Annotated in this window: 33 protein-coding genes; 12 read left to right on the forward strand and 21 right to left on the reverse strand. The window is 36.0% G+C overall.

The annotated features are described in order from the left end of the window. Positions 1–39: 39 nt before the first annotated feature. Positions 40–693, reverse strand: a complete 654-nt coding sequence (locus HXV90_RS06360; protein WP_269898648.1) for a hypothetical protein — start codon at positions 691–693, stop codon at positions 40–42. A gap of 224 nt (positions 694–917) precedes the next feature. On the opposite strand from HXV90_RS06360, the gene HXV90_RS06365 reads away from it, so the two are divergent. Then, positions 918–1,151, forward strand: coding sequence for a DUF3923 family protein (locus tag HXV90_RS06365; protein ID WP_259949182.1), 234 nt, complete (start codon positions 918–920; stop codon positions 1,149–1,151). 187 nt (positions 1,152–1,338) lie between these two features. Here the strand turns inward: HXV90_RS06365 and HXV90_RS06370 are convergent, their stop codons facing one another. Together HXV90_RS06370 and HXV90_RS06375 are read right to left on the reverse strand one after the other, a co-directional pair. After that, positions 1,339–1,881, reverse strand: coding sequence for a hypothetical protein (locus tag HXV90_RS06370; protein ID WP_225340902.1), 543 nt, complete (start codon positions 1,879–1,881; stop codon positions 1,339–1,341). Positions 1,882–1,932: 51 nt separating this feature from the next. Next, complete coding sequence (locus HXV90_RS06375; RefSeq protein ID WP_269898649.1) at positions 1,933–2,421, reverse strand: hypothetical protein; 489 nt, start codon at positions 2,419–2,421, stop codon at positions 1,933–1,935. A gap of 1,543 nt (positions 2,422–3,964) precedes the next feature. Between HXV90_RS06375 and HXV90_RS06380 the strand changes: the two genes are divergently transcribed. Both HXV90_RS06380 and HXV90_RS23505 read left to right on the forward strand, forming a co-directional pair. After that, positions 3,965–4,144, forward strand: coding sequence for a hypothetical protein (locus HXV90_RS06380; protein ID WP_250783401.1), 180 nt, complete (start codon positions 3,965–3,967; stop codon positions 4,142–4,144). Between the two features lie 649 nt (positions 4,145–4,793). Beyond that, positions 4,794–5,042 (forward strand): tyrosine-type recombinase/integrase, encoded by a 249-nt coding sequence (locus HXV90_RS23505; RefSeq protein ID WP_442916338.1) that lies wholly within the window; start codon positions 4,794–4,796, stop codon positions 5,040–5,042. Here the strand turns inward: HXV90_RS23505 and HXV90_RS06385 are convergent. Both HXV90_RS06385 and HXV90_RS06390 read right to left on the reverse strand, forming a co-directional pair. Continuing rightward, complete coding sequence (locus tag HXV90_RS06385) at positions 4,996–5,952, reverse strand: PD-(D/E)XK nuclease family protein (protein ID WP_333474126.1); 957 nt, start codon at positions 5,950–5,952, stop codon at positions 4,996–4,998. The genes HXV90_RS23505 and HXV90_RS06385 overlap by 47 nt on opposite strands. Positions 5,953–5,964: 12 nt before the next feature. Then, positions 5,965–6,705, reverse strand: coding sequence for a sulfite exporter TauE/SafE family protein (locus HXV90_RS06390; RefSeq protein WP_004228897.1), 741 nt, complete (start codon positions 6,703–6,705; stop codon positions 5,965–5,967). Between the two features lie 93 nt (positions 6,706–6,798). Here HXV90_RS06390 and HXV90_RS06395 point away from each other — a divergent pair, with 93 nt between their 5' ends. Then, the gene (locus HXV90_RS06395; protein WP_269898651.1) at positions 6,799–7,296 is read left to right on the forward strand and encodes a DUF1648 domain-containing protein; all 498 of its coding nucleotides are present in this window, start codon (positions 6,799–6,801) and stop codon (positions 7,294–7,296) included. A gap of 54 nt (positions 7,297–7,350) precedes the next feature. Here HXV90_RS06395 and HXV90_RS06400 read toward each other — a convergent pair whose 3' ends face one another. The 6 genes from HXV90_RS06400 to HXV90_RS06425 all read right to left on the reverse strand — a co-directional run bounded on the left by HXV90_RS06400 (position 7,351) and on the right by HXV90_RS06425 (position 10,755). Next, positions 7,351–7,980: a type 1 glutamine amidotransferase family protein gene (locus HXV90_RS06400; RefSeq protein ID WP_269898652.1), complete on the reverse strand. Its 630-nt coding sequence runs from the start codon at positions 7,978–7,980 to the stop codon at positions 7,351–7,353. Between the two features lie 45 nt (positions 7,981–8,025). Further along, positions 8,026–9,012, reverse strand: a complete 987-nt coding sequence (locus tag HXV90_RS06405) for a helix-turn-helix transcriptional regulator (RefSeq protein ID WP_259948936.1) — start codon at positions 9,010–9,012, stop codon at positions 8,026–8,028. Between the two features lie 81 nt (positions 9,013–9,093). Beyond that, the gene (locus tag HXV90_RS06410; protein WP_259948934.1) at positions 9,094–9,726 is read right to left on the reverse strand and encodes a hypothetical protein; all 633 of its coding nucleotides are present in this window, start codon (positions 9,724–9,726) and stop codon (positions 9,094–9,096) included. Positions 9,727–9,734: 8 nt separating this feature from the next. Next, positions 9,735–9,902 carry a hypothetical protein gene (locus HXV90_RS06415; protein WP_016993359.1) on the reverse strand — a complete coding sequence of 56 codons (168 nt, stop codon included), beginning with the start codon at positions 9,900–9,902 and terminating at the stop codon, positions 9,735–9,737. After that, entirely contained in the window at positions 9,895–10,080 is a 186-nt protein-coding gene (locus tag HXV90_RS06420; RefSeq protein ID WP_048390683.1) for a helix-hairpin-helix domain-containing protein, read from the reverse strand. Before HXV90_RS06420 ends, HXV90_RS06415 begins: the two co-directional genes overlap by 8 nt. Before the next feature lie 72 nt (positions 10,081–10,152). Beyond that, positions 10,153–10,755: a CPBP family intramembrane glutamic endopeptidase gene (locus HXV90_RS06425; RefSeq protein WP_004228915.1), complete on the reverse strand. Its 603-nt coding sequence runs from the start codon at positions 10,753–10,755 to the stop codon at positions 10,153–10,155. A 232-nt stretch (positions 10,756–10,987) separates the two neighbouring features. Between HXV90_RS06425 and HXV90_RS06430 the strand changes: the two genes are divergently transcribed. Further along, positions 10,988–11,680, forward strand: coding sequence for a class I SAM-dependent methyltransferase (locus HXV90_RS06430; protein WP_066037488.1), 693 nt, complete (start codon positions 10,988–10,990; stop codon positions 11,678–11,680). A 73-nt stretch (positions 11,681–11,753) separates the two neighbouring features. On the opposite strand, the gene HXV90_RS06435 is transcribed toward HXV90_RS06430, so the two are convergent. After that, a complete protein-coding gene (locus HXV90_RS06435; RefSeq protein WP_259948926.1) occupies positions 11,754–12,194 on the reverse strand; it encodes a GNAT family N-acetyltransferase in 441 nt (146 codons plus the stop codon). A gap of 110 nt (positions 12,195–12,304) precedes the next feature. On the opposite strand from HXV90_RS06435, the gene pdxR reads away from it, so the two are divergent. Further along, positions 12,305–13,687, forward strand: a complete 1,383-nt coding sequence (pdxR, locus tag HXV90_RS06440; protein ID WP_269898653.1) for a MocR-like pyridoxine biosynthesis transcription factor PdxR — start codon at positions 12,305–12,307, stop codon at positions 13,685–13,687. A 30-nt stretch (positions 13,688–13,717) separates the two neighbouring features. Here pdxR and HXV90_RS06445 read toward each other — a convergent pair whose 3' ends face one another. The 3 genes from HXV90_RS06445 to HXV90_RS06455 all read right to left on the reverse strand — a co-directional run bounded on the left by HXV90_RS06445 (position 13,718) and on the right by HXV90_RS06455 (position 16,660). Beyond that, positions 13,718–14,941: a GNAT family N-acetyltransferase gene (locus HXV90_RS06445; RefSeq protein WP_048390529.1), complete on the reverse strand. Its 1,224-nt coding sequence runs from the start codon at positions 14,939–14,941 to the stop codon at positions 13,718–13,720. After that, positions 14,938–15,666: an AAA family ATPase gene (locus tag HXV90_RS06450; protein WP_009370969.1), complete on the reverse strand. Its 729-nt coding sequence runs from the start codon at positions 15,664–15,666 to the stop codon at positions 14,938–14,940. The genes HXV90_RS06445 and HXV90_RS06450 overlap by 4 nt, the downstream gene beginning before the upstream one ends. A 436-nt stretch (positions 15,667–16,102) precedes the next feature. Beyond that, entirely contained in the window at positions 16,103–16,660 is a 558-nt protein-coding gene (locus HXV90_RS06455) for a hypothetical protein (protein WP_048390525.1), read from the reverse strand. 386 nt (positions 16,661–17,046) lie between these two features. Between HXV90_RS06455 and HXV90_RS06460 the strand changes: the two genes are divergently transcribed. Both HXV90_RS06460 and fumC read left to right on the forward strand, forming a co-directional pair. Next, complete coding sequence (locus tag HXV90_RS06460; RefSeq protein WP_004228943.1) at positions 17,047–17,262, forward strand: hypothetical protein; 216 nt, start codon at positions 17,047–17,049, stop codon at positions 17,260–17,262. Between the two features lie 278 nt (positions 17,263–17,540). Further along, positions 17,541–18,932, forward strand: coding sequence for a class II fumarate hydratase (fumC, locus tag HXV90_RS06465; RefSeq protein WP_269898654.1), 1,392 nt, complete (start codon positions 17,541–17,543; stop codon positions 18,930–18,932). A gap of 297 nt (positions 18,933–19,229) precedes the next feature. Here the strand turns inward: fumC and HXV90_RS06470 are convergent, their stop codons facing one another. From HXV90_RS06470 to HXV90_RS06485, 4 genes are all read right to left on the reverse strand, one after another. After that, on the reverse strand, positions 19,230–19,448 hold the full coding sequence (locus HXV90_RS06470) for a hypothetical protein (protein WP_269898655.1): 219 nt from the start codon (positions 19,446–19,448) through the stop codon (positions 19,230–19,232). 198 nt (positions 19,449–19,646) lie between these two features. Then, positions 19,647–20,015 (reverse strand): hypothetical protein, encoded by a 369-nt coding sequence (locus HXV90_RS06475; protein ID WP_269898656.1) that lies wholly within the window; start codon positions 20,013–20,015, stop codon positions 19,647–19,649. Positions 20,016–20,132: 117 nt separating this feature from the next. Continuing rightward, complete coding sequence (locus HXV90_RS06480; RefSeq protein ID WP_269898657.1) at positions 20,133–20,462, reverse strand: hypothetical protein; 330 nt, start codon at positions 20,460–20,462, stop codon at positions 20,133–20,135. A gap of 203 nt (positions 20,463–20,665) precedes the next feature. Then, positions 20,666–20,914, reverse strand: coding sequence for a helix-turn-helix domain-containing protein (locus HXV90_RS06485; protein WP_269898658.1), 249 nt, complete (start codon positions 20,912–20,914; stop codon positions 20,666–20,668). Between the two features lie 161 nt (positions 20,915–21,075). On the opposite strand from HXV90_RS06485, the gene HXV90_RS06490 reads away from it, so the two are divergent. From HXV90_RS06490 to HXV90_RS06505, 4 genes are all read left to right on the forward strand, one after another. Beyond that, positions 21,076–21,288: a helix-turn-helix domain-containing protein gene (locus HXV90_RS06490; protein ID WP_269898659.1), complete on the forward strand. Its 213-nt coding sequence runs from the start codon at positions 21,076–21,078 to the stop codon at positions 21,286–21,288. A 257-nt stretch (positions 21,289–21,545) separates the two neighbouring features. Then, positions 21,546–21,752, forward strand: a complete 207-nt coding sequence (locus HXV90_RS23440; RefSeq protein WP_333474121.1) for a DUF771 domain-containing protein — start codon at positions 21,546–21,548, stop codon at positions 21,750–21,752. A gap of 305 nt (positions 21,753–22,057) precedes the next feature. Beyond that, positions 22,058–22,879, forward strand: coding sequence for a hypothetical protein (locus tag HXV90_RS06500; RefSeq protein ID WP_269898660.1), 822 nt, complete (start codon positions 22,058–22,060; stop codon positions 22,877–22,879). A gap of 154 nt (positions 22,880–23,033) precedes the next feature. Further along, complete coding sequence (locus HXV90_RS06505; RefSeq protein WP_269898661.1) at positions 23,034–23,354, forward strand: hypothetical protein; 321 nt, start codon at positions 23,034–23,036, stop codon at positions 23,352–23,354. A gap of 336 nt (positions 23,355–23,690) precedes the next feature. On the opposite strand, the gene HXV90_RS06510 is transcribed toward HXV90_RS06505, so the two are convergent. Continuing rightward, positions 23,691–24,773 (reverse strand): DUF6236 family protein, encoded by a 1,083-nt coding sequence (locus tag HXV90_RS06510; protein ID WP_269898662.1) that lies wholly within the window; start codon positions 24,771–24,773, stop codon positions 23,691–23,693. Positions 24,774–25,089: 316 nt separating this feature from the next. After that, positions 25,090–25,425 carry a hypothetical protein gene (locus HXV90_RS06515; RefSeq protein ID WP_269898663.1) on the reverse strand — a complete coding sequence of 112 codons (336 nt, stop codon included), beginning with the start codon at positions 25,423–25,425 and terminating at the stop codon, positions 25,090–25,092. Between the last annotated feature and the right edge of the window lie 386 nt (positions 25,426–25,811).

The raw sequence follows: 25,811 nt of genomic DNA on the forward strand, positions 1-25,811 counted from the left end.
TATGTATAAAACGCAAAATATTTTCCCCGCATCGACTATTTATAAAGTTCTTTCCTTGTCACCGTCTATTAATTGCACATGCACCTTGGAGGAGCTACCTCCCTCAATATGATTAGGAACATTTGTTAAATCGAGTAATTCCTTTAGATGAATAGCTTTTTCACGATTGGCCTCGATGGTCACATGATATGGCCCTGCTATATTCATAAGTGAATCCATCTGCTTATCGCCTTTAAAAAAATTCGTATCGATAAATTGTAAATCAAAGGACACAGCTTCATTGCTTCGATTATGTAGGACAATGGTACATTCCCCATTCATTAAGTCTTTTCTCACCATATCAAAACGACATTCTCCATCCCCTTTGTATGAAATGGCCATAATGCCACTAGCAAAGGTTTCTTGATACGCCATGATAAGCAAATGAGGTAAAAATGAATAAAGTAATACTACAATAACAAATGTTCGAAAATGATATTTGTTGATACTCCTAAGTAGTAAAATCATAGCAATTATAAATAAAATCGAGCCAAAGATGCCAAGTAACACGTATCCATCCTGTGTTTCGATGGGAATCGACATGAATGTAGTATGTGCGATCATCGCTTCATTGTAGGGATACGGAAAAAACAGACACATACAAATACCCAACATAACGATTGATCCTATAAACGTCTTTTTATTGTTCATCATATGCTGCCTCCTTTCTAAGGTAATACATAATATGCACATACCAAATTTACCATATATCCCCTAAACAAGGAATGAAGTCTGTGAAAAACTTCTATTTTAAAAATAGTCAATCCGTCTGTAGGCTGAGATGTAGGACCGTCTATAGGGCATTTCCAAATTTAAGGTAAATTGCTATAATTAAGCTCCCTGGGGAATTACAAGAAGAAGGAGGGTTCATATTGGGTATGAAAATAATTTGGTGGGCTGTAAATATTGTATGGTTATTGATCTTTTCTGGCATCGCCGTATTTATTGGGGCAAGAAATGTTGATGGTGCAGGGATTGTGCAAACACCTGAAGTGAAAATGGTTTCATTCATTATTTTGGGCATCATGTTTCTAATCGTTTTACTTGTGCAATTAATTTTTCTTTACTTTATTAAAAAAAGCACAAAAACTCACTTTACGAAAATCACTTAAAAAGAAGCGAGAGGCTATATTAGCACTCGCTTCTTTTTCACCTTGATGCACATAACTCCCTAAAATTACAGCCCCGACAATGCCATTTTTCTTGTGTTTGTTCAAAGTCCTCGAGGTCTACAGGCTAAAAGTTAGATTTTTGGCCTAACTTAGGGGGTGCTGTACATTTGAAATGTGGTTTTAGTATTTATTCATCAAAAAAATCACCTTTGAAAAAAGGTTTAATTCCAACTTCTCTAAATAAATATTTTATTGGATGACAATCATCGACCAGATTTTTGTTGGGAATTAAAATTTTCTCCCTAAGTTCTTGAAATATTTCCGGATTAATTTCTGGAAACCATTCTTCATAAATCATATGTTTATCCTTTTCTATCAAAATTAAATACACAACAATAATCTCAAACATATAAGGAAATTCTTGTTTAATATTTTGATAGTTATCTAACAATGAAGTTATATAATCCTCAAAATTAAAAAATTTTGTTCCTTTTTCATTGTTGTATTTTAAACGTTCCTTTTCAGGTTTAAAGACAAAAGTAGACTTATTAAACCAGTTGCCTAACATGCATGTAAAAATTAATAATGCATATTTTTTAGTTTCTTTATCATCATCATTAAAATATTTAAAATACTCATCATAAATATAGTTTTTGGCAGTGGTAAAATACCCAATTTCAATCCCAGAAATAGTTTGTTTCACATTTTGTATAATTTTATTATTTTCCATACCATAGTCACTTTCTTTAAAAATTTCCATAATATAGATTATAACACACATTTAGAATACAGGGAACATTGATACAATAATCCAATCATACTTTGAATATGACCCTGACCATGAACTCCCTTTTTGAATTGCAACCCTAACTCTTTGTCCTTCTTTAAACGAAATAAATTCTTTTGTATAACGATCTTTAACTGTAGGATCTTTTAACAGTTCGTCTGTTCCATTTATTACTTCCATTGCGATATCCATAGATTTTGCTGGATAATAAGCATATTTGAATTGTGATTTCCATTCATTGTTTACTTGAGTTTCATATTTTATTTTCCCCTTAGAAAACTTCATATGATACTCATAAATATGACAATAACCGTAATTTCTAGTTTTAGCTGCTGGCATTACAATCTTTGAACCAGAGGATGATGTTGCCACCTGATCTTTCATCGGTGACGCTGCTTTCATTGCCTCGTTCTCTTCAGCAAAGTTTATTTCATCAGTTGGAATTTCGCCTTCAGGCACTTCTATAGGTTCAAAACCGTCCATTGGACTTAGAGTGTAAACACCACAGTAATCTTGTGCCTCTTTTTTACTAACTCCGATAAAATATCATCGTTAGCTTTTGCTGTTACAGGAATTACTAATATAGTCATAAATAAAACTATCAATAATCCGCTAAATTTCTTCATTTTTCCACTCCTTTATTTTTCTGGGTACACCGCAATTGTATAATTTTACAAAATAAACTTAAATAGTATTTAATTACCTTTTATTAAATGACAAATAGTTACAATTTATAAAGTGTTAAATCACCAATTCATTGCCAAAGAACCTCCATTCTTTAATGATGAAGGTTCTTATATTGAATCATCTATTTTTTCAAATCAAGATTCTACTATAATAATATTTAATTTATAATAAAACATGACTTTAGTAGTGTTAAAAAATACAAATGAAATGAAATAAATTTTAAACCCAACCAATACTTTCTGCTGTTTTATCTATTAAAATGTTACGTTTACACAATACCTTATGACGTGAAATATAAGCTTATCGGCTATGTCCTCGCATTCATAACAGTCATCTGTATCCAGTAACGCATATCTACAATGGTATGCATATCCTCACCTAACTCGTTGTATAGGTCTTCCACAGTCTTGATGATGCGTTTTAGGTTTTGGTAGTAGTCATCATTGGCTAGAAGCATTAAGTCACAAATCACTAAGACTTTTTATGTTATAATTTACACAAAATACATATTAAGGTGATTCTAATGACATTTATCAGAAAATACTTGAATATTGTTTACTTCGTTATACTTTTTTTACTTTTATCTGTTTCGGATTATTTCAAAAAAGGTAATTGGGATTTTCTTAATAATCTCTTCTTTTCTTTATGGGCAGTAATTGTTTATGCTTTTTTAAATTGGGCATGGGATAGTAAAAAATATGAAAAGAAATAGCATATTGTTCATTAACTCTAAGGAAAATCTGCAACTCTTTCCCAACGGTTTATCCCATTCTTAATGTTTGGGAGATCCTAACTAACACAATCGCTAGTTCTTGTCGCTCTCCAATGTTTAAATACTTTTCAACATCAAGCTCATTAATTATTGTATAACGTCTTTCTTTTCCTTCTATAACTGTATCTTCAAATGTGGGCTCTGCTGGTGATTGTTTTAAAATAGCTGCAACTTCCTCCTTAATTCGTGGATAACTATGTTGTTCATTTCCATTCTCCCTTCTCTACAAAATTTATCAAATATTCATTGCGTATCTACTGCTAGTTGCACACATCTCAGGTAAATTTGCTCATACAAATGCTTCGGCAAATGGTGGCGGAACAGAGTTTCCACAAGAGTTGAGAGCACGTGGATTGGGATACATGATACTTGTTTCCTTTTCAAAAATAATACAAGCTCATAAATTACAAATAGTGAATCGTTATGAGCTAGCTGATTTTCTTAACGTAACTGAAGACTTTTTAGATGAAGCTCTTGAAGGGTACAAGAGTAAGTAGGATTTATATGTAGTTTTACCACCTACCAAGAAAGGAGAACCTCGAATAAAAGTTACTGTTGAACATGGGTATGATGAAGACACTGGTAAACGACTTAGATATACTAAAACCATACGTACGAAATCCATGTCTGATCGTGCAATATGCAATAAAGGAAGCTATTACAGATTTTGAAATCGAAGTATTAAATAAAGAAGATGAAAAGTTGAAAATATTAAATTTGCAAATTTTATTGATCAATGTATTATAGAGGATTTAGGTGACTATAAACATTCTAACATCTAAACCCTATATCTAGTAGAATGTCTAAAAAGATGGAGAGAAAGATGTCCTAGTGAAGCAAAAGGACAATATACTGTTTTAAAAAGCATCTTCTCTAAAGGGATTGAATGGAAATTAATTAAAGATAATCCTATGGACAAACATTAAATCTTCTCGTTTGGAACCTAAAAAGAAGGACTTAGAATTTTACAACGAAGAACAGTTAAAACATCTTTTCAGAGTATTAGAAAACGTAAATCCTAAACTCAAGCTCCAGATTAAGTTGGCAGCAATGGTTGGACTACGACTAGCAGAAATAGCAGGATTATGTGTGGAATCTTTTGATTTTGAAAATAATACTATCTATGTAGACAAAACCCTTCAATTTGATATTGAAGTTAGAAAACTAAAAATTTTACCCCCAAAAAACAAAAAGCCTCGATTAGTTAACGTCCCAAAGAGTTTGATGCGTGAACTAAAGTTATTTGTTGATGGCTATTAGGAACTAAAAAATGAAAAGAGTGATGCTTGGAATCTGATAAAAGATGATGATGGAACTCCCTTAAACTTAAACTTTACAAAAATCAGATGGTAATCCATCAAAACCTGCTGCTATAAATCTTGCTTGGAGAAGAATTATTGAAAAGTACAGTTTACCAAAGTTGAATTTTCACGCATTACGACATTCATATGCCTCATTTATGGTCAGTCGGTATGTAAATTTTAAGATCATACAGGAGCAACTCGGTCACTCTGATATAAAAATGACAATCAACACATATAGTCATTTAACCAAAAAGGATAAAAATGAAGCAAGCGACCATTTCGATGACTTTTTGGTCACTTGCTCAATTTTTCATCATATTTCTGCGCACATAACTCCCTAAAATTACAGCCCCGACAATGCCATTTTTCTTGTGTTTGTTCAAAGTCCTCGATGTCCACGGGCTCGTTGGAAAAAATATCAGCCTGATACTTTTTCATTTCTAAAACACTGCGCTGAAACGTATACAAAATGTTCTCCATATCGATGTCTGTAAAACTATATTTCTTGCGCTTGCCTGTTAATAAATATTCATTATAGACCTCGATTTGCGCTAGAGACACACGGTATTTTTGCTGAACATAGTAAGCGTAGAGGGCTAATTGCTGACGGTCATCATCAGATTCTCTACCGGTCTTCCAGTCAACAATAATCCATTTATCCCTCAATTCATCATAATAATGAAAGTCCATAACAACGAATACCTGGACATCTTCTATTTTCATGGAGCGGAATTGCTCTGGTTCTCCGATACGGAGAGAGCCTTTTTGTGAGGTGATTTGCTGGAATGTTTCACTCATTAAAAAATGATTAAAAACTAGTCGTAAACGTTCTTTATAGTCTTGCACAAGCTCAGGAGAAAGGGTGCCATGATAATAGATTTCCTGCATCATATAATACTTATTTGGTTTTTGCCTCCAAAATTCAAGACGACGAGTGGAGTCAATAAAGGCTGCATTCAGCTGCCCGCGCCCCAATTGAATTAGCTCCTCTACTGTTGGAGCTTTTCCTGTTTGTAAATAATCATTAATGGCCTGCTCAATGTATCGATGGACAATTTGCCCAAATAAAATAGGCATCGATTGCAGCTTTTTTAAGCGATACACCTGTTGATGATATGGCTCCACATTGTAACTGAGCCACCCGTTATGTGAAAAGTAATATTCATAGCCGTATTTGCGGGCACAGCTTGTCAATGTTTTATGACGCGATAACGACCACGAAAAGGTTGGATAGGGTGAAATTTCAAACAGGACAATCACCTCCTAAAGCTGATGGATGAAATCATAAACAAGCTGTATAATCAGCACAATCGTTACAATACGCAGTAAAAGCTTTACCTGATGTGCTTTCACTTTTCTGGCTAGCACAAGCCCAATTTGTGCACCAATCGTCGAGCCAATCATTAAAATAAGCGTTAACGGCCATTCGATTTTCCCTGTAGCAATATAGGTAATCGCTGCTCCTGAGCACATTGCAAATACCCCTACCCGTGATAGCCCCACGGCTTTAATATAGGAAATCTTCTCATGTGCATATGTATAAAGCGCCAATGTACTACTGCCCGGACCAAACATACCGTCATAAAAGCCAACTCCAAGAAGGATAGGACCGTTTTTTCGATTCATCGTAAAACGTTCCTTGTCGCCAAAATCAGCTCCACCCATAAAGGACATGACAAGCGCAAAGCCAAGTAAAATAATAGCAATGAACGTTAATGATTGACTACTCATGAATGAAGCGAAAAGTCCCCCCAATGTACCTCCGATTAAAGAGACAAGTAACACCGAACGCATTTCGTTCCATGCTAATTCCTTACGTTGATAAATTGTATAAAAGCTTGAAAAAGCACTCACCATATTGGACACTTTATTTGCGCCAATAGCCGAATGGACGGGTACACCCATTAGCATCATCGTTGGCAAGGTAATTAAGCCACCACCCCCAACTAACGTACCAATGACATTCCCAATGATGCCAATAAGTAAAAACAACAAGTATTCCATAATATCCTTCTTTCTCTAACACAAAAAGCAATCATTCTATGATACAGTATAACAGATTGTTATTATCAATGATGATGGAAATGAGGAGCAAGGATGCATATACAACAAAAAACACCCACACCACGCTTTTGTCACCAGCTAACGGTTATTGTGGCGACTATTTTTCTAGCCGGCATTACAGCGACACTCATTCAATACGGCAAGCTCCCTGCCATGATTCCTGTCTTGCAAAACTTCACGAATGACCATGCCCAATTCGGTCCGAAAATTGCTATTTTTTATTTACCCTTTGTCGCTCTTATGCTCTTTCTACTCTTACACTATTTAGAGATAAAGGCAGCTTATCCTGTGATGCGTAAAAATAAAGCACCGCTCTCCCATAAACAGCGACAAAATGGCATCCTTACGTTTTGTCTCATCAAAAATAGTATTCTATTGTATTTTACCTACTCCCTATTCAATGACCTGACGGTAGCTCTAGGTCGTGAACGTATTTTACAACAATGGCATGCTTACTTATTTTTACTGCTGTTATTTGGCATCTTCATGATAGGGATTGTGCGAGGCATTTTGTTGGCTAAAAAAAGTTAATGTAAAAAAAGAGAGCATGTTTTAACAATGAACATGCTCTTCTTAGACTAATTATTATTCAATGGATGTCATTAATTCATAAAAATACTTTTTCTCCTGCGTCTCATAAAGCTTATACCAAGCATGTAATGTTTCAGGTGTAAAAACATCGAGCAGCCTCAAAACATGGTAGGCAAAATCCAACGGTGCAATGCCAGATGCCGTTACTAAATTCCCTTCAGTTACGGCTGGCTTCTGTTTAAAATGTTCATCCCCAATATAATGTGGACAAAGCATCTTCAAGTATTCGAGATCGTTGCTCGTATGTTGTCTTCTATCAAGCAAACCAACCTTTGCGAGACCAAATGTTGCACCACAAATTGCAGCTACGAAAACATTTTCGTTCAACGCTTTTGAGACTTCATTCAATACAGGCTCATGAATAGATTCTAGCCATGTATTGCCTCCTGGAAGAATCAAGACATCCATGCTATTCAAGTGACATTCAGCAACGGCCATCGTTGGAAGTATGGTGATGCCACCCATCGTCGTAACTGGACTTCTATCAATCCCTACTGTCATCACCTCTAAAGGCTCTAATCCCTTTTTAAAATATCTACCTGTATTTAATTCGGCCATTAAATACCCTATCTCCCAATCTGCCATCGTATCAAATACATAAAGATACACTTTTCTTGTCTGCATAATAAACACTCCTTTTATTGAAACTATGCTTAGTATAAAAAAACTTTACTGACATTCTCCGTCAGTAAAGTTTTCATTTTCATAAAAATGTATGAGCTCATATAGAACGTCAATTATCTTTTGCTTTAGACTTATTGGTTCTACTACTTGGATTGATTTTCCATAGGGAAAAAGTAAATAGGGTACATAGGTATGTAGTGCTTCCTCATCTACTAAAAATATTGCGTTCTTATTGGTGCGTTCTTGGAGGTGATACTTTAAAAACCAATGCTGACTGATTGCATCCACAGCACTTGTCTTTCCACAAATGATGAAGGGCACAAGGTTCTGTTTATCTTCGGCTTGGGGAAAAAGGCTTTTCATAAAAAAATCACTGGCAGAGAAAGATTGTGGTCGTTGGAAGGGAATGCCTGTTTGATGCAGACTACTAATTCGGCCTACTTTAAAAGTACGGATTTCATTTCTTACATGACAAAATGCAACGACATACCAGTTTTGTTTCCAATAAACCAAACCATATGGATTAACCACCCTAGACTTAGATTGCTCTTCATTATTAGTATGGTATTCCATTTCTATAGATGTTCCCTTTACTATACTCTCTTCTAATTTTTTTAACAGTGGCTCCAAGGAGGATTCATCAGGACCGATTATCTCGAAACCTTGTAAATGCTGTTGAATCATTTTTTCTTGCTCTTGATTTGAATACATTGTAAGCTTTGCTGTTGCACTGTTTAATGCCTCATCTAAAAAATAGCCAGCTTCTTTTGCAAAAATAGAAGCATGAAGTAATGCCGCTTTCTCATCAACATCAAAAATAAGAGGACTTTTAATAAAATTATTCAACAGGGTATATCCTCCATGATGACCTGTTTCAGCTATAATCGGCACACCACTGGCAGAAAGTGAGTTAATATAGCGGTAAACGGATCTAATATTAATCTCTAATTTTTCAGCGATTTCTTTCGCGGTAATTTTCCTACCTGAATTCAACATCCATAAAATCTGCATCATATGATCCATTTTAGACAAACATTTTCACCTCATTGAAATAATTTATGATTTCTGACACAAAATCAGGCTACCTGATACTGTTATCAAGTAGCCCTTCCATTATGCCTTTACCAATTCATCTTCCATTTGCTTAAAATTATGTATTAAACCGTATTTCTGTATGCCACGTGCTTGTTGGATGCTAGCATCCGCGAATTGGCGGAAATTAGCCTGATCCTTTATTGTACAGGCATAGATCGCTTCAATTGCAGGTTGCATCCACGGCTGTGTTAATTTATCACTTCTCATATCGGCCGCTCGACCTTCCAGCGCAGCAATATAGCATAGTGCATAGCTAGTTAAAGGCTCCTTATCAATTTGTCTTGCGGCTACTTTAGCAGCACCAAGATTCTCCTCCATAATGGCCTTAATAAAGAGGTAATTGTACTTAATGGCTGGCTGCTTATAATGATGGATGATGACATCGATTGCCTGAATCTGTTCCTCTTTTGTCCCGTAAGCTGATGCATAGAGAGCAGCAAATATAGGCTCTTTTCGGTGATTTTTAACCCATTTATCCACCTGCTCCATATTGTTTGTGCGATATAAAATATGTATATGGCGATAAATCATCCCTACCGCAATTAATGCAAATATCCCAAGAGAGATGGATAGACGAACACCCGCTAAGGACAGCGTCAATGCCAATAAAATAATAGCTAAATAAAAGAATGTTAATTTAACAATTTTCATATTACCTCCTACTGTAATTTCCTACGCATTTTACGAGAAAAGATATAGCCTGCCCCTATAAAAAAGATAAGAGCCATCACTTTCATAATAGGAATAATAAACAGCTTGCTAATAACGACTACAACGAGGATATAATAGACAACCATCGCCAGTAAAAACAATGTCAGCTTATTCACGAAGTTCCCTACTTTCCTTTAGTGCCGCCTCAATCGCTGCTAAAGCTTTTGGACCCATTCCATGAAGATGAGCTAATGTAGAAAGCTCAACTCTTTCTAGCTGCTTCAATTCTGTATAGCCCGCTGCATGTAATGCGCGAATTGCTGGTTTTGCTACTCCCTTAGGCCACTCTGTCATGCTTGCACGTCCCTTCACGAAAAAATCTTCTCTGCCCTATTATGCAAGTGACAGCAAAGAAATGCAAATAAGTCAAAATTTAAACATATACAAGCACGCCGCTATGAAATTTACAATACTATGGATACTCCAGCTAGTGACAATGGAACCTCCAGCAATTCGTTCGTTCACCCAGCCCATCACATAGCCAGCAAGCGCTGTAGTAAGCACAACTAATAAGATTACATGAAGCGGAAGCACCGACCATAGCATGGCCCCATGAACACAGCCAAAAACAATACTTTGCAAGAGATTTGCTACTTGAAAATCAAAAATCTTCATCAATCTCTTTAATAAAAAGCCGCGAAATAATAGCTCCTCTGATAAACCTGTTTGAATAATAGCGTAGAAAAGTGCTGGAATGACGGCAGCAGCTCCAAGTCCCGCGAATTGATTCGCCGCTAGCAAGGAGCGATCAATATAGAAAAAGACTAGCGCAAAGCTCGGTATTAACATCGTGAAAGTAGAAAGTACAATGTACATAGCATACCTTCCCTTGTGCACAATAATAGGCTTTTGCAATCCTATCCACGTTAAAAAGGGCTGTTTTTTTCTCGCTGTACAAAGCCACCAAATAAACGGAATCACTGAAAATAACATCACTTGCAAAATGGCACTGATTAAACTATTCATCATCTTATTTCCCCTCCTGTTTACTACAAGCATAGAAGAAAGTGCCATTTTTTTCAATAGTTATTTAACGATAAACATTAAATTATTTATCTTTATTGTTAATTATTAAATGTTTTACAATAAAAAAACGAAGTCAAAGGGCTTCTCCTTTGTCTTTTCAGTTATTTTCATTTATACTCTATTACAGATATTAAAGGTCTGTAATAGAGATGATAAAACACTGGAGGCTATCACAATGCGTACATTACCTACACATTTATTAGAAAAGGCACAAACATATGAGCACAGCACAAGAATTTCAGTGCCTGCCTATGACACATTATTTGCCGTGACACAAGCCTATTTCCGCATGCATTTAGGAGAACAAGAAGCATCCCTGCTTGTTGTAGGAGCTGGTGGGGGCAACGAGCTTTCTGCATGGGGACCAACAAACCCTAAATGGATGTTCACTGGGGTTGATCCATCTGAGGAAATGCTCCAAATTGCACAACATAAAGCCGTGCAACTGGATATTGAAAGTCGCGTTCAGCTACTACAAGGAACAATTGAGCGCTTACCCCAATCAACACCGAAATTCGATGCGGCAAGCTGTATCCTAGTTCTTCATTTTATTGAAGATCGACAGGAGAAACTCCATCTACTGCAAAATATTCACAAGCAATTAAAACCTGGAAAGCCCTTTGTCCTCGCTTGTGCCTACGGAGAACGAGAAAGTGACGAGCTACAAGATCGCATCAAAATATGGCAAAGCTACTTTTTAGAGGCCGGCTATACAAAAGAAAAGGTAGATAGCATGGGCAAGGGCATCATGAATATTTCCTTCCTCTCCGATCAAGAAATCCAACAGCTATTAAGTGAAGCGGGCTTTCAAAATATTACCCGCTTTTTCTCCTCAGGTCTCTTCGCAGGATGGATGAGCCACGCATAACCACAATGCCCCCACCATAGTCACAATCAATGGTGGGGGCTGAAACTTAGATTTATAGTCACATCGAAAAAAATTACCAATAAATACTGTAATAATAAACAGTTTCATCAATCGTCATGCCCATTTTTTCATAGAGCTTCTGTGCTTGGACATTATCTCTGGCAGTTTCTAGCATCATGTAACGAGCATCTTCCTGCTGACAATAGATATAGCATTGCTCCATCAACGCCTGTGCTACACCTTGTTTTCTGGCTTGTTTCGCCACAAATAAATCATTTAAGAGAAACGCTCGTTTCATAGCTACGGATGAAAAGACTGGAAACAATTGTGCAAATCCAACTGGCTCCTCCTCCAAATATGCCAGGAAAATAATAGACTCTGCTCCCATTACTCGCTCCTGTATAAACTGCTCAGCTTGCTGTAAATCAGATGATTGTCCATAAAATTCACGATAGGCATTAAATAATGGGACTACGTCTCTCATCGTTTGCTGTGTCACCATACAAATTTTCATATTTTAATCTCCATTTCATTTTGATTGTCCTTCTAGTATGATGGTAGTAAATAATCTGACATTCCAAAAGAAACAGTTCCAAACATTTTAACATGTCAAGGTGGTGCCTTATGGACGATTTTATCTTTCTATTAACAGAAAAAGAGGCAAAATATAAGCAAGTGTACCAGCAAATTAAAGCACTTATTATGCAAGGTTCACTTCAAACAGATGATTCCCTGCCCTCTATACGAAAACTTGCAGATACTTTACAGGTCAGTCGTAATACTACATTAACCGCTTATGAACAGCTTGTAGCAGAAGGATATATACGTGGGGAGGGACGAAAAGGCTATTTCGTCAATGCACTAGAGCAGGTTTTTCTAAAGGAGCAGGAACAGCCCCCTACGACACAGCCAAAAAAGAAGGCTGCATCCTATCTTGTAGATTTTCGCGCTGGGGCTGTCGATCAGCAACATTTTCCCATGAAAATATGGCGCCAAATTGCCAATCAAGTATTACAGGAATCAACCTGTTACGAATATGGAGAACTGTTTGGAGAATCAGTGCTAAAGGAGCAGCTTGTGCAATATTTACTGCAAGCAAGAGGGGTTTATACAACGAGCGACAATATCGTTATTGGTAGTAGCACACAGCAAATGCTCTTGTATCTTGGCTTTTTACTAAAAGAATCTTTCCCAAGCATTCTTTTGGAAGACCCTGGCTATGATGGTGCACGTGAAGCCTTCCAGTTACATCACTTCGAAATAGAGCCACTACCTGTAATGGAAACAGGAGCTCAACTTGACATACTCCAAAACTGTCAATCACGCTTAATGTATGTCACCCCGTCACATCATTTCCCATACGGTGTGTCCATGTCTATTCAGCAGCGACAGACCTTAATACAATGGGCTCAACAAGTCGATGGTTATATTCTAGAGGATGATTATGATGGAGAGTTTCGCTATACGCAACAGCCATTTCCTGCCCTTGCTTCCATCGACTCATCAAGGGTAATCTATCTCGGCACCTTCTCCAAATCGTTTTTACCAGGTGTGCGTTTAAGCTATATGGTGCTACCAAATGCACTTGTTCAGCCCTATAAAGAGCGTTTTGCTCATTTTGAACAAAATGCTTCGTCCCTCCATCAACGCACAATGGCCCAATTTATGGCGCAGGGAGAATGGTCACGCCATATTAAACGAATGCGTTTGACCTATAAACAAAAAATGCAGCACCTTGTACAGGAGCTACAACGACATTTCGGTCAGCAAATATCCGTGTTAGGCGAGCAATCAGGACTATATGTATTAGTGAAGATAAAGTCTCCGCTTTCCGAGCAGCAGCTGATCCAACGAGCGGCGACTTACGGTGTGAAGGTTTATCCGACAAGCCCCTTTTTTATCCATCAAAAAAATGAGGAACCAATGCTGCAATTAGGCTTTAGTAAATTAGCGTTGGAAGAAATCAAGCTGGGCATTGAGCTGTTAAAAGAGGCGTGGCAGCCATAACCGTCAACGTTATGGCTCTTACCATACCACTTAAAAATAATCAATAAATGTTGGGATACCTACTGGTAAAACCGCCTCGAGCAATGCAATTTCCTCTGCACGTCCCTGTAATCGTTCAATTCTTTCTAAATAGGTTGGACGTTTGTAGCCTAACAGCATAGTAGCCAGTGTTTGCACTGTTAAATGCACAGCATTCATGTCCAACGTCTCACTTACCTTCTGCACAGAAAGGTTTCCATCTTTCATTTTGATGATGTAGGTGCCATTATTCCACGCCACAGTGCGATCACTGACAGCTAGCTGAAGCTCGAAATTCTGACCAATAAATGGATAGCGCAGTAAAAATTCTTTGACATCGACGATTCTTGCCATGAAATAAGGCGATACCTTTTGAATGATCTCACTGTCCTCTAATAGAAAGGCTACCGCTTCATTACCGGTTGTTTTCCCGTAGACATTGTAGACCATCGAGCTGTGAGCCGAGACGAAATTCCATAAACCTTTACGAGCCTCTTCCTGCAAATAGACGATTTCATCAATGTAATAATTTTCCTCCATAATACGATAGAACATGTAGCCCTGTGCCACATCTTCTTCATCATAGTAGACCGCTGCCTGAAGGTTCACATCACTATCTATAAATTTCTCCTCCCAGAAATCCTCCTGAAATTTCTCGTTCCAGGCAATACTATTGCGCACCATTACCCCGTGCGTTTTCTGCGCATAACGTGCGTAGATATCCACCACATCCTCATGCTTCGGATCAACTCGGCGAATTTTCCCATTAAGCCCTGCATAATGTGGAAGCTGTGTATCCTTCACTTGAAATTCCACAATATCACTCATAATTTCCCATCCCTTTTTGCGGTAATAAGGGATAGAATATGGAAATAAATAGGATATATACTGTCCTTCATTTCGCATACTTTGCAGACTTTCAATTATCAAGCTCTCCATTAAGCCATGCCCTGAATATTCAGGGTATGTCCCAACTGCTGTGATGCCACCCATTTCATAAATCTTGCCATGCACATTCACCTCAAAAGGCAAACTTAAAATTTGCGATACAAGCTGTGAACCATCAAACCACCCGATAGCATGCCCTTCATTAAATTGCCTACTCTTAGCATTCACAAAGCGACGATCCTTGTGAATGGACATTGACATTTGAAAGACATAATTCAGTAAATCAATGGACTGTGCCATTTCATCCAATCGAATTTCTCGCATGATTAAGCCTTTTCGTTGATTCATGATTCCCTCTCCTCATCAAATAACTCTCTTAATATCGACTGTGGTGCATCCAAAAAACGTTTAGTCACAATGTAATGAATGGTATCCTCATAGCGAATAGATTCAACTTCTCCTTGATCAAAACTATAAATCGTTGCATTCGGATAGCCAAGCAAAATGGGTGAGTGTGTAGCAATAATAAATTGTGCCTCATGCTCAAGGTCCTTCATTATTTTCAGCAAGCTCAGCTGCCTCGTTGGTGACAATGCCGCCTCAGGCTCATCCAATAAATAAATGGCTTTACCCTTAAAACGATTCATAAATAACGCAAGAAAGGATTCACCATGAGATTGATGATGTAGTGATTTCCCACCAAAAGCGTTATATCTCCTTGGATCTTCTATCAAATCAATATGACTGGCAAATTGATAAAATGTTTCTGATCGAAGGAAAAACCCATTCGATATTTTCGGCAGCCACGACAAACGGATATATTCCCCCAATGAAGATTCCGCCTTATGTACTTCATATAAATTTTGACGACCGCCACCAGCCGTATTGAAATCGCAACGATCAGCAATCGCCTCCAGTAATGTTGATTTCCCCGAACCATTTTCCCCAACAAAGAACGTCACATTCGTTGGGAACTCCAGCTCATGCAAATCCTGCAAGCTTGGTATATTAAAAGGATACTCCTGTTTATTGGGAATCGTATCCTGTAACACCTTACATGATTTTAAATACATTTCATTTCCTCCTTACTCTTATTATAGCGAACATCCCCCTAGCTGAAACGTATTCCACCCACCTGTTTGATTAAAATTACACCTTTTTATGTATCCATTCGATCCAGCCACCACATAAATAGCCTAAAACAGCTTACGAAGTCCCTATCATTTTCACTATACACTATGAGATATTTCCCGAGAAATAAATAAAAAACATGTCGAAAGTCGCAATTTCTAAAGGTAAAATCATGTCATATTTTTGATTTTCTTATAAAATAAGCGGACATTGACCTCCTCTCTAACTGATTAAGTGAATGATTTCCCTGCAACATGCAGTAGTGTTTTCCATTGCAATTTTATTTCGCAGTGGCTTGCTGAATAAGCGGGGTGCCTCTCTTTTCGATCACCTTGGTTTCCTTTCTGAGCGATTCCATCCACTTTTGGATTACTTTCATTACCCAAATTGATCCGATTCAAAAAAAGGCTCAATACCTATTTCTTTTAATAAGAATTTCCGATGACTTCTTTTATCTACCAAATGTTGTTTAGGTATTAAAATTTCTTCTCTTAATCGCTGAAACAAATTCGGGTTATGCTCTGGAAACCATTCCTCATATCTGATCCCTTGATTTATTTCTATTTTTATTAAAAATAAAACAATATCTTTATACATATAGGGGAATTCTTTCTCTATCTGCTCATGATGTGCTAACAATGCATAAAGATAATCTTTTAAACGATAAAATCGCTTCTGGTCTAATGGATTTGAGCTCCATTTTTTATTTTCCTCCCACTCTTGTATGGGCTGAAATATCTGAAGAGAACCCGTTTCCCAAGTACCCAGCATACAAGTAAATGCAGCTATAGCGTATTTTCTTGTTTCATCATCTGGATCTCCAAAATATTTATAGTAATCCTCCCGATACTTACTAAAATTTCCGCTAGTATGATAACCCCCAATAGCAAAACCCTCCAACCCTCGTTTTGCTTGTTCAATGATATTATTTGTCATTCTACTTACTCGCCTCCTTTTCTTTACTATCTAATTATGTTAATATAACGTGATATTAACATAATTAACCAACCCGAAATGTAAAATATATTTATTCCATTCACCCACAATATGACTATTAAGTATTGTATGGGATTCTACGCCTCTTTCCCCTCACTAAGTTATAAACTTCTATAGGAAACTAATTACTAGTTTTCCTCTGTGCTTGGCTCTCTCATTTTATGATTACCTTCAGTAACTCGATGAGCGGGTTTCCTCTCTTTATGATCACCTCTAACAGCTTTTCGAGCGGTTTCATTCATTCTTTGCTCACCATCTCCAAAGTTCTAACTATTATCCCTCGCTCATAAATTGAGTAACAATCAAAAGTCAGAAGGAGAATCGCGATGTTTGTGACGCATTACTACGAAAACAAGACGTCTGTTTTAAGTCAATTGCTCGTCAAGCTACCTACTGTGGAAGAAGATATTCGCATTAAAGGGCGCAAGGCAAAGGTGTTGGAGGTACTTCAAGTTGATGACAACAATTTTCATGTGAAGATATTATTCGAAAAAATCCCTAAAAAGCAGCCTCTTAAAGAGCTTGGAAAGAAAAAGAGATAATCAACTAAAACATGGTTTATTCCCTTAATTGTCGGGAATAAAATAGGTAATGATTGCGAATCATTCACTTTAAATTTCTTCAAGCAAAACCGTTGACTTTTTAATTGATAACAATTATCATTATCAATAGATTATTTCTTTTTCCAAATTGCTTCATTCAGAATCCCCCTCTTTTTTGAATAAGCATGTATCAAACGGATATTCTTACATCAGACTAAGAGTATCCGTTTTTATCTGTACATGAGGAGAACTTTACATACTAAAGGAGCTGTTTTGACATGGATTATCGTATTGAAAAAGACACTATGGGTGAAATTAAAGTACCTGCTAATAAAATTTGGGGCGCGCAAACACAGCGCAGTAAAGAAAATTTCCAAATTGGTACAGAACAAATGCCAATCGAGCTTGTGCAAGCTATGACGATCCTAAAGAAAAGTGCGGCGATTGCGAATAATAAACTAGGCAAACTTTCTGATATTAAAGCAAATGCCATCGTGCAGGCTGCAGATGAAATTTTAAATGGTCAATGGGATGATCAATTCCCTCTTGTGGTTTGGCAAACTGGTAGTGGTACACAATCCAATATGAATGTGAATGAAGTCATTGCTCACCGTGCGAATCAATTATTAGAGGATGCTGGTGAAGCGGACCGTATTCATCCAAATGATGATGTCAATAAATCACAAAGCTCAAATGATACATTCCCAACAGCATTGCATATTGCGGCTGTTTTAAAAGTGGAAGATTATTTATTACCAAGACTACGTTTACTAAAGGCAACTTTGGAAAATAAAGCAGCTCAATTTAAGGACATTATTAAAATTGGTCGTACGCATTTACAGGACGCGACACCTCTCACATTAGGTCAAGAAATTAGTGGTTGGGCTGCCATGCTCTCAAAATCAGAGCATATGATTATCCAAAATATTGACTATATGAAGGAGCTTGCAATTGGTGGAACAGCGGTCGGTACAGGAATCAATGCTCACCCTGAATTTGGTGATCGTGTGGCTGAGGAAATTAGTGAGCTAACAGGCAAACAATTTACATCAGCTGCAAATAAATTCCATGCCCTAACGAGTCATGATGAAGCAGTTGTAGCACACGGTGCATTAAAGGCTTTAGCGGCTGATTTAATGAAAATTGCCAATGACGTTCGCTGGCTAGCAAGTGGTCCTCGTTCAGGTATTGGGGAAATTACGATCCCAGAAAACGAACCAGGCTCTTCCATTATGCCAGGTAAAGTAAACCCTACCCAAAGTGAAGCAATGACAATGGTCGTCACGCAAGTAGTTGGAAATGACGCAACGATTGCCTTCGCCGCTTCTCAAGGTAACTTTGAATTAAACGTCTTTAAACCAGTCATCATTTACAACTTCTTACAATCAACTCGCCTATTAGCGGATACAATGAAATCATTTAACGACCATTGTGCAGTAGGCATTGAGCCAAACAAAGAGGTACTCGATCATAATTTACAAAATTCATTAATGCTTGTAACAGCGTTAAACCCATATATTGGCTATGAAAACGCAGCAAAAATCGCAAAACAGGCCCACAAAGAAGGCACGACCTTAAAGGCAGCAGCCATCGCAAGTGGCTTACTTACAGAAGAACAGTTCGATGAATATGTAGACCCAGCAACAATGATTTATCCGAATGTAAAATAGAAGCAATGCACGTTGACTACGTAATGCCTTTAAAACATTGATATATCAACGCCTCTGATAATATCACCCATTTTGAGCAACGAATGTTAATGTATTTTACGGCATGTTTTTGGGGCTAAGTGGGGCTAGATTGGGGCTAAAAAATACGGCGAGCGTGTGTACAGGAATGTGTGAGTTAAAAAAAGATTGAGGCAATTTGCCCCAATCTTTTTTGTTATTCAATTATATTAGTAGCTCTATTAATAAAGATTTCGCTTGTTACAGCATTGTACCCAGATTGTATAATTGTAATTTTGGTTAACTATCTTTATTTCTATCACCTGGCATAAATTCACCATTACACCAACGAACAAAGTTACTCGCATGCAGTAAATAGGTAGCTTTTGTATTTGGTGCTAACAATGCTTTTTTTTCTTTTTCTAAGACAACCTTTTCATACTCTTTTAATTTTTCATCTAATTGAGCTAAAAATAGTTGTTCCTGTAAATTAACTATCTCTTTATTATATTTTGTCATATATTATCCCCCTCTCTCCTACTTCGCTTCGACAATAGGAAATAATCACCTTCTCAACTTGACAAATAAGCAGAAAATTATCTTACTATTCTCATAACAAAGAAACCTGTAGTAGTTGACTATATTTTTGTGGTCATCTTTAACTTTTATTTTAAGGACTTCGCAATTTTGAGCAATCCCCATCTTTGTGTTAAAGTGTTATTTAGATTGTATTTCCTTAGTCATGTTGGCGCATCGTCTTTTATATTTTTGTTCACTTTTTATAACCATTTTATATAATTCTTCAGCATGAATATTTAGGGTTTCAATATCTTTTGACATTTCTTTAAACAATGGATAGAATCCCATATCAATTAAACGAACAGTATCTCGTATTTCATCAATCACAAGACAAGCCATTCCCCGGTCTTTATCCCAACCTTTGTGAACTATATCATCAAGTCTTACTATCAATCGTGCCACAGCACCCTGGACAACTTCTAATTGAATCATTTGTGCTGATAAGTTATAGGCATTGTGACTATTTTCATGTACTAATGATTTTACCTTTTCTGCTACTTGTTCCATTCTGATACCTTCTTTCACTGTTTATTTGTTTGCTACTGCATGTAGTAGTAATTGCTTGTTGTGTTCTGACATGACACACCATTCTTTAGCGGTTACTTTCATGTGTCCTCACTTCCTTCATATTAAAATACTATTAGTTGGTCCATCTCGTTCAGTTAGCCAGTTGTAGAAGGGCATCGGACGCTCATTTACGTGTTTTTGAGCTATCGTTGATATATGCCCATCTCTACGTTGTAACGCCTTCTTATGAGCCCCTAGGAATATGGCACGTATGGTTTTAGTGACCATAAGCACACCTTCTTTAATTTCATTAGCGATTTTAAAGATGATGTTCTTGGCCAATATAAATTCCCGAATGTTACTTACATTGGATGCTAATACAACCTTGTGCAAATCGTCTTTTACGTTATCTGGGATAGGCAATGAGTACTTAAATTCAAATAGCATTTGTTGATACTCATTCATGAACTCTTTGCATGCTTCTTTTTCAGCATGAGCCTGGTTATATGCTTCATGTAATGGAACACCCTCACATTCCTCAAAAGGCTCATAATGGCTTTCACATGCTTCTAATTGGTACAGCAAAATAATATAGATATTTGCACCACGTCCTCCCTTTACCTTTGTAGTTTTCTGTCTCTTAATGATTCCTAGCGATTCCAGTTTGAAATAGCACGGTAAACTGTCTTCGTGCTGATTTCCAATGCTGCAGCAATAGTAGCAGCTTTCAAATGACAAGCACCTGGGTATTCCAATGAATGACTAGCAAGCTTGAAAACGATTGCACGTTCACTTTCCGTTAAGTCATAGTAATGAGCTGCCATGTGATTCTCTACAGCGATGTCCATATCTGCTACTGATTCAAATGTTGTGTATTGCGCTAAGTATTCAAATGCCATCGTTTTCACCTCACTTCCCTTTAATACCTATAACTTTACTTCTCTACAGATGACTATATTTTGTTGTCACAAATATATCACTGACTATATTTTATTGTCAACTATATTTCATTGTCGCTTTGTTATTATTTTTAGTATAAAATTATAGGAGAGGTGATATTGTGAGTACTCGAGCAAAATCAAGGTTAAAAATAATCTTGGATGAGAGGAGAATTTCCATCCGAAAATGTGCAGAACTTGCTGATTTAAAATTTGAAACAGTTCGTAAAATGTACAACGATGAAGCTAAACAATACCAACGTGATACACTTGGATCATTATGCAAAGCATTGGAATGCGAAATTAGTGATCTTTTAGAACTCATTGAAGAATAGAAACACAAAAGCATCTACTCTATTTGGAGTGGATGCTTTTTTTTATAAAAACTATAAAATGCTTCTATTTTTACGGAAGCAATCATATTAAACAACGAATACTTACCAATGATATTAAATTCCCTTAGGTTGGAGGCAAAATAAATGCAGCAGTTACAAGTAAATATGAAGATTACTATACCTGAAGAATATGTACTCATAACAAAGTTGAATTTGAGCATTTGCAACAAGAAAAGTTAAGTGGCCAGTATTGGACTATGAAAGACTTAGAAAAACGAGTAGGAAAAGAGTGGCGTTGGATAAAGGACAACATTCTGTATTCACCAAGATTTAAAAAGATCTTAGATGTTAATAACGGTGGTTTTGTCTACTATCCTGAAGGAAGGGGCAAAAACTGGTCTTTCCACGCTAGTAAAATGGCTCAATTTTTGGATGATAATTTTCATTTAATATTTGGTAGATAAAATAAACATAAAACAGCTACTCATTATGAGGGCTGTTTTTTGGCCATAATAAAAAGCAACCACATTTCTGCAGCTGCTTGAATATATATATATTTATTAATAGCATGTTTTAAACGATTAAAAGAATTAATGAAAAAAATCAAATTTCATCGTTTAAGACATACTCCCGCATGAGGTTTCAGCATTTATACGCTAGGACATTGCGGTGGGACAAAAAAAGTAACGCTTTTTGATTGTCCGTTTTTTATTTTTTCAATAAAATTACAACAAAGGGGATATACCACTAAACATACTAGGAGGAAAATATGGATATAGCTTTTTGTACTTTTAATAATACTAGATATAATTCTTACGATTTTAATTTACTACCAGAACCAGAAAAATTATTTCTTAGACAACATTTAGAATGTATTGAATGTAAAGGAAAAGCACGCTTTCGAAAAGCTTCCACTGATAACAAACCGCCTTGTTTTGCTGCAAATCATATTGGCAAGTGCTCAAAGGAAAGTTCATCAAAATCTATATCAAGTAGCCCTGGAAAAAATAAAGTGTCTAAAATAATTGTCAATCCAAATGAAATTAAACTAAAGAAAACGAATTTTTTCACAACATCCAGTTCTGTTACTCAAACGCAAGGAACAGGGAATGTTGGTGCAAAAAAAGGGCACAATAGAAATTCCTTTACGCTTGACCCTGCAAAAAAAACAACTAAAAGCAAAACTTTAAGGAATATATTAAATCTGCATTTAGAAGGTGCTTTAAATAATACCAAGTTGAATATCACTGTAAATAATAAAAGTTTCCCATTAAAAGACATACTCTTTGATTGGGATAAAATGATTATTCATAATATATCAGGTATTTATTGCGGATATATCAGAAATTCTAATAAACGAATATGGCTAAATACTAACTCAAACAACAACCTTAGTATTCTACTTGATGATACTGTGGCAGATATTATTTGGAGTGATTTACCTTATAAATCTGGTTCATGGAACAATGGGGTTCCAGTGATCGTATACGGAACACCTCGGGTGAGCACTAATGGGAAAACATTTATCAAAATTTCTGACATAGAAGATATATACATTTCTAAAAAACATTATAAAAAAGTTTGTGCTTAAACACTATTGGAAACTTAAACAGAACAGTATGATAAATTATATAAAGGGCTCATCACTATTACTTCCTTTTTTATTTCCACAATTAACTACATAATAAAAAGTAACGTTTAATAAATATGATTTGAACCTAAATTATAGCCAAAGGAGGAACTATATGATCGGTGTAGTAGGTATTGCCTCTATAGATTCCTGTTATTCAAAAATTGAAAACAATACTATCGTTGAAAATAATTCTGCAACAATAAAAGTCTTAAGGTCAAACACCAGAATCCTTGACGGAGAAAATTATACCGATTGTGAAGTTAAATTTCTTATTCGTATGCAAACCAATCTTGAGTGTAAATCTTTAGATGACTATGTTGGACATGTCTATCCATTCCTTAAAAATTTAATAAAAGGAACTGTAACCCGTGTTCAAATCATAAAAATTATTGATTTAGGGCCAGCTCCCTTAAAGCACATATCTCAAATATAAAGAGTTGTTCAACTGGATGGTCTCACATAAAAAAACTATTCACAAAGTATAAAGATTATTTCACGATTATTCCCCGATACTTTCTATTACCACTGTATATTTGGACTACATAAGTAAGACCACTCATCACACTGAGTGGTCTTCTATATATTCTATACTTGTCCATTAGTTATAAATGCCATTGTTATTGCTGCTAAAAATTCTTTGAAATTAGTCTAATGAGCGTATAGAAAACATGTAGTTATAATATAGAATTATGAATATACAGATGATTCTATATCAATATAAACCATAATTACCGTGTTGCTCTCCATCAGATATAATACTCTCAGTCCCTCAAAAATGATTTAGATTATCATTTAGGTACATCTGATATCCCTCATGTAAATTACTACTTAGATTGTGCGTATAATTTCTTGAACTTGCGGCAGACAACTGTAAAAGATAATCACATTCATAATTTTTCCTTTCCTTTCTAATTTTTGTCCTACCTTCCCAAAATGCTCCAATCACACCTATCCCTAATCCTAATTTTACCATGTGTTGATTTGTAGTATCAGACATAGTAACTAGCTGTTGCATTACTGGAAGTAGCGCTGGAACCATTAAACTCCTAACTCCCATCCATCCCAAAACTTTAATATCAAGCATACTTTTCTTATACTCTCTTTCAGATTCTTTTATTTCTTTAATGTGATCTTCAAAAATATCTCTGATTATTTGCTCATCTTCACATGCTGATATTTTAACACTCAATTCCTTAATACTGTTGAAAAATCGATGTCTTTCATCTTTTCGTTTTTCTCTGAATTTAATTAAATCTCTTGGCTCAATATCCATTATATTAATTGGTATAAAATTATTAATCGTTAAGCACGCTAATTGAGTTTGTGATTCGTGTTCATAATCCGAAATATTCCCATCATATTGAAAAAAGTTAGATCCACACCAAGCTTCTGCATAATCTGTAGATAAAGATATGTCATTTCTTTTTGCAATGTAATTCGCTAAAAATAACATATATATTGAAGCCATATCGTGTGGGACATTAATCCAATCATTATTTTTTGTATCTTTAGCAAGTATCATTTCACGTAATTTTACATCAGCCTTATCTTTGTGCAGTTTTACATACTCTTTTTTTGTATAGTTTGAATTATCTAGTGCCGCTGCCCACCAAGTTTCCTTCTTGCACCCCTTTATAAATTCTTCACATGCTTTTGATGAATATACACTAGGATCAATGTTCGATATAAAATCACTATTTGATATTAGTTCTTTAATATTTTTACTATCTTTGGGTTGATAATCATTTGGAACAATTCTATATACTCGATCCCATATTAATGCTGCAGACCACAACCATTTTGGATTATTAAACTCAATTGTTGGATAATATAAAGTATAATTATTTATCATTCTAGATCTCCTATCTTTGTCTTATTTAAATGTTTAGTTTAAGAAATTCATATTACAGATATTAATTACCCTGTTATAAATTTCATCCTACCATACTCCATATTCTATAGATTGTAATATTTTCCTTTAATTTAGTTACCTCTTTAACTAAAAATAAAAATATCACTTGCTTTTTCATACTGAAAAGTAAGTGATTTTTAATTTTTGTACTACTGTATTAGCCTCATTGATATTTATCACAATATCTCTTCTTATGTAGTTCTATTCTGTCATTTCTTAACATGTACTCTTACATTCAGGAAGCACTACACCGGTCCTAATACTTCGTTTTAGGCACTAGTCCATCAATCTTTGCACTGATCTCTTTTGTCCGTTCCTCGGCTGCCCTTGTGTCAGATTCATAAACTGCCTCTATCGTTGTGAGGTGTTTTTCAATAATTTCGCGCAACTGCTCATAATCCACCTTCTGAGGCTTTATATAAAACGCTCGTATGCCCTCTCTAAACGGTCTATTTGTTGTTTCCTGTTCTCTTTCTCCGCAATAATCATTAAAGCGAGTCGTTCTGCTCTTTAAATTGTTAAACTTTTTGCAATATAACATCACTTCGGGTTCAATAACTCGTAAAACATTTTTAGCTCCGTTTTCTCTCAATATTTCTATACTAACAATTCCGAAGTAAAATTTTTAAAATATAAATAGGCAAGCCGCGAGCGTCGCTAGCCCCGCATAACCCCTCCCTCCAAGGAAGGACCCAAAGCCTTGGCATCACTAACTTTTCTGTCCTTATTTAATGTTGTATCACTGGCTGAATACTATTTATACAAATGGATATAATATACTTCATAGGTGGTGAAAATATGCCAATATACATTAAAGTAAAGCTCAGGTACATTGAACTTCTATTAATACTATTTATTGTGAAGTTCCTTTTCTTCTAAGAAATCTCATGACAGGACCATAAATATTCGGTACTGTCAGCAGAAACGTTATCTAAATAAATACATAAAAAACGCATAACAAAAAGCCACACCTTGTTA

Origin of the sequence: Lysinibacillus sp. JK80, from assembly GCF_027557635.1 — a bacterium.
Lineage (GTDB): Bacteria > Bacillota > Bacilli > Bacillales_A > Planococcaceae > Lysinibacillus > Lysinibacillus capsici.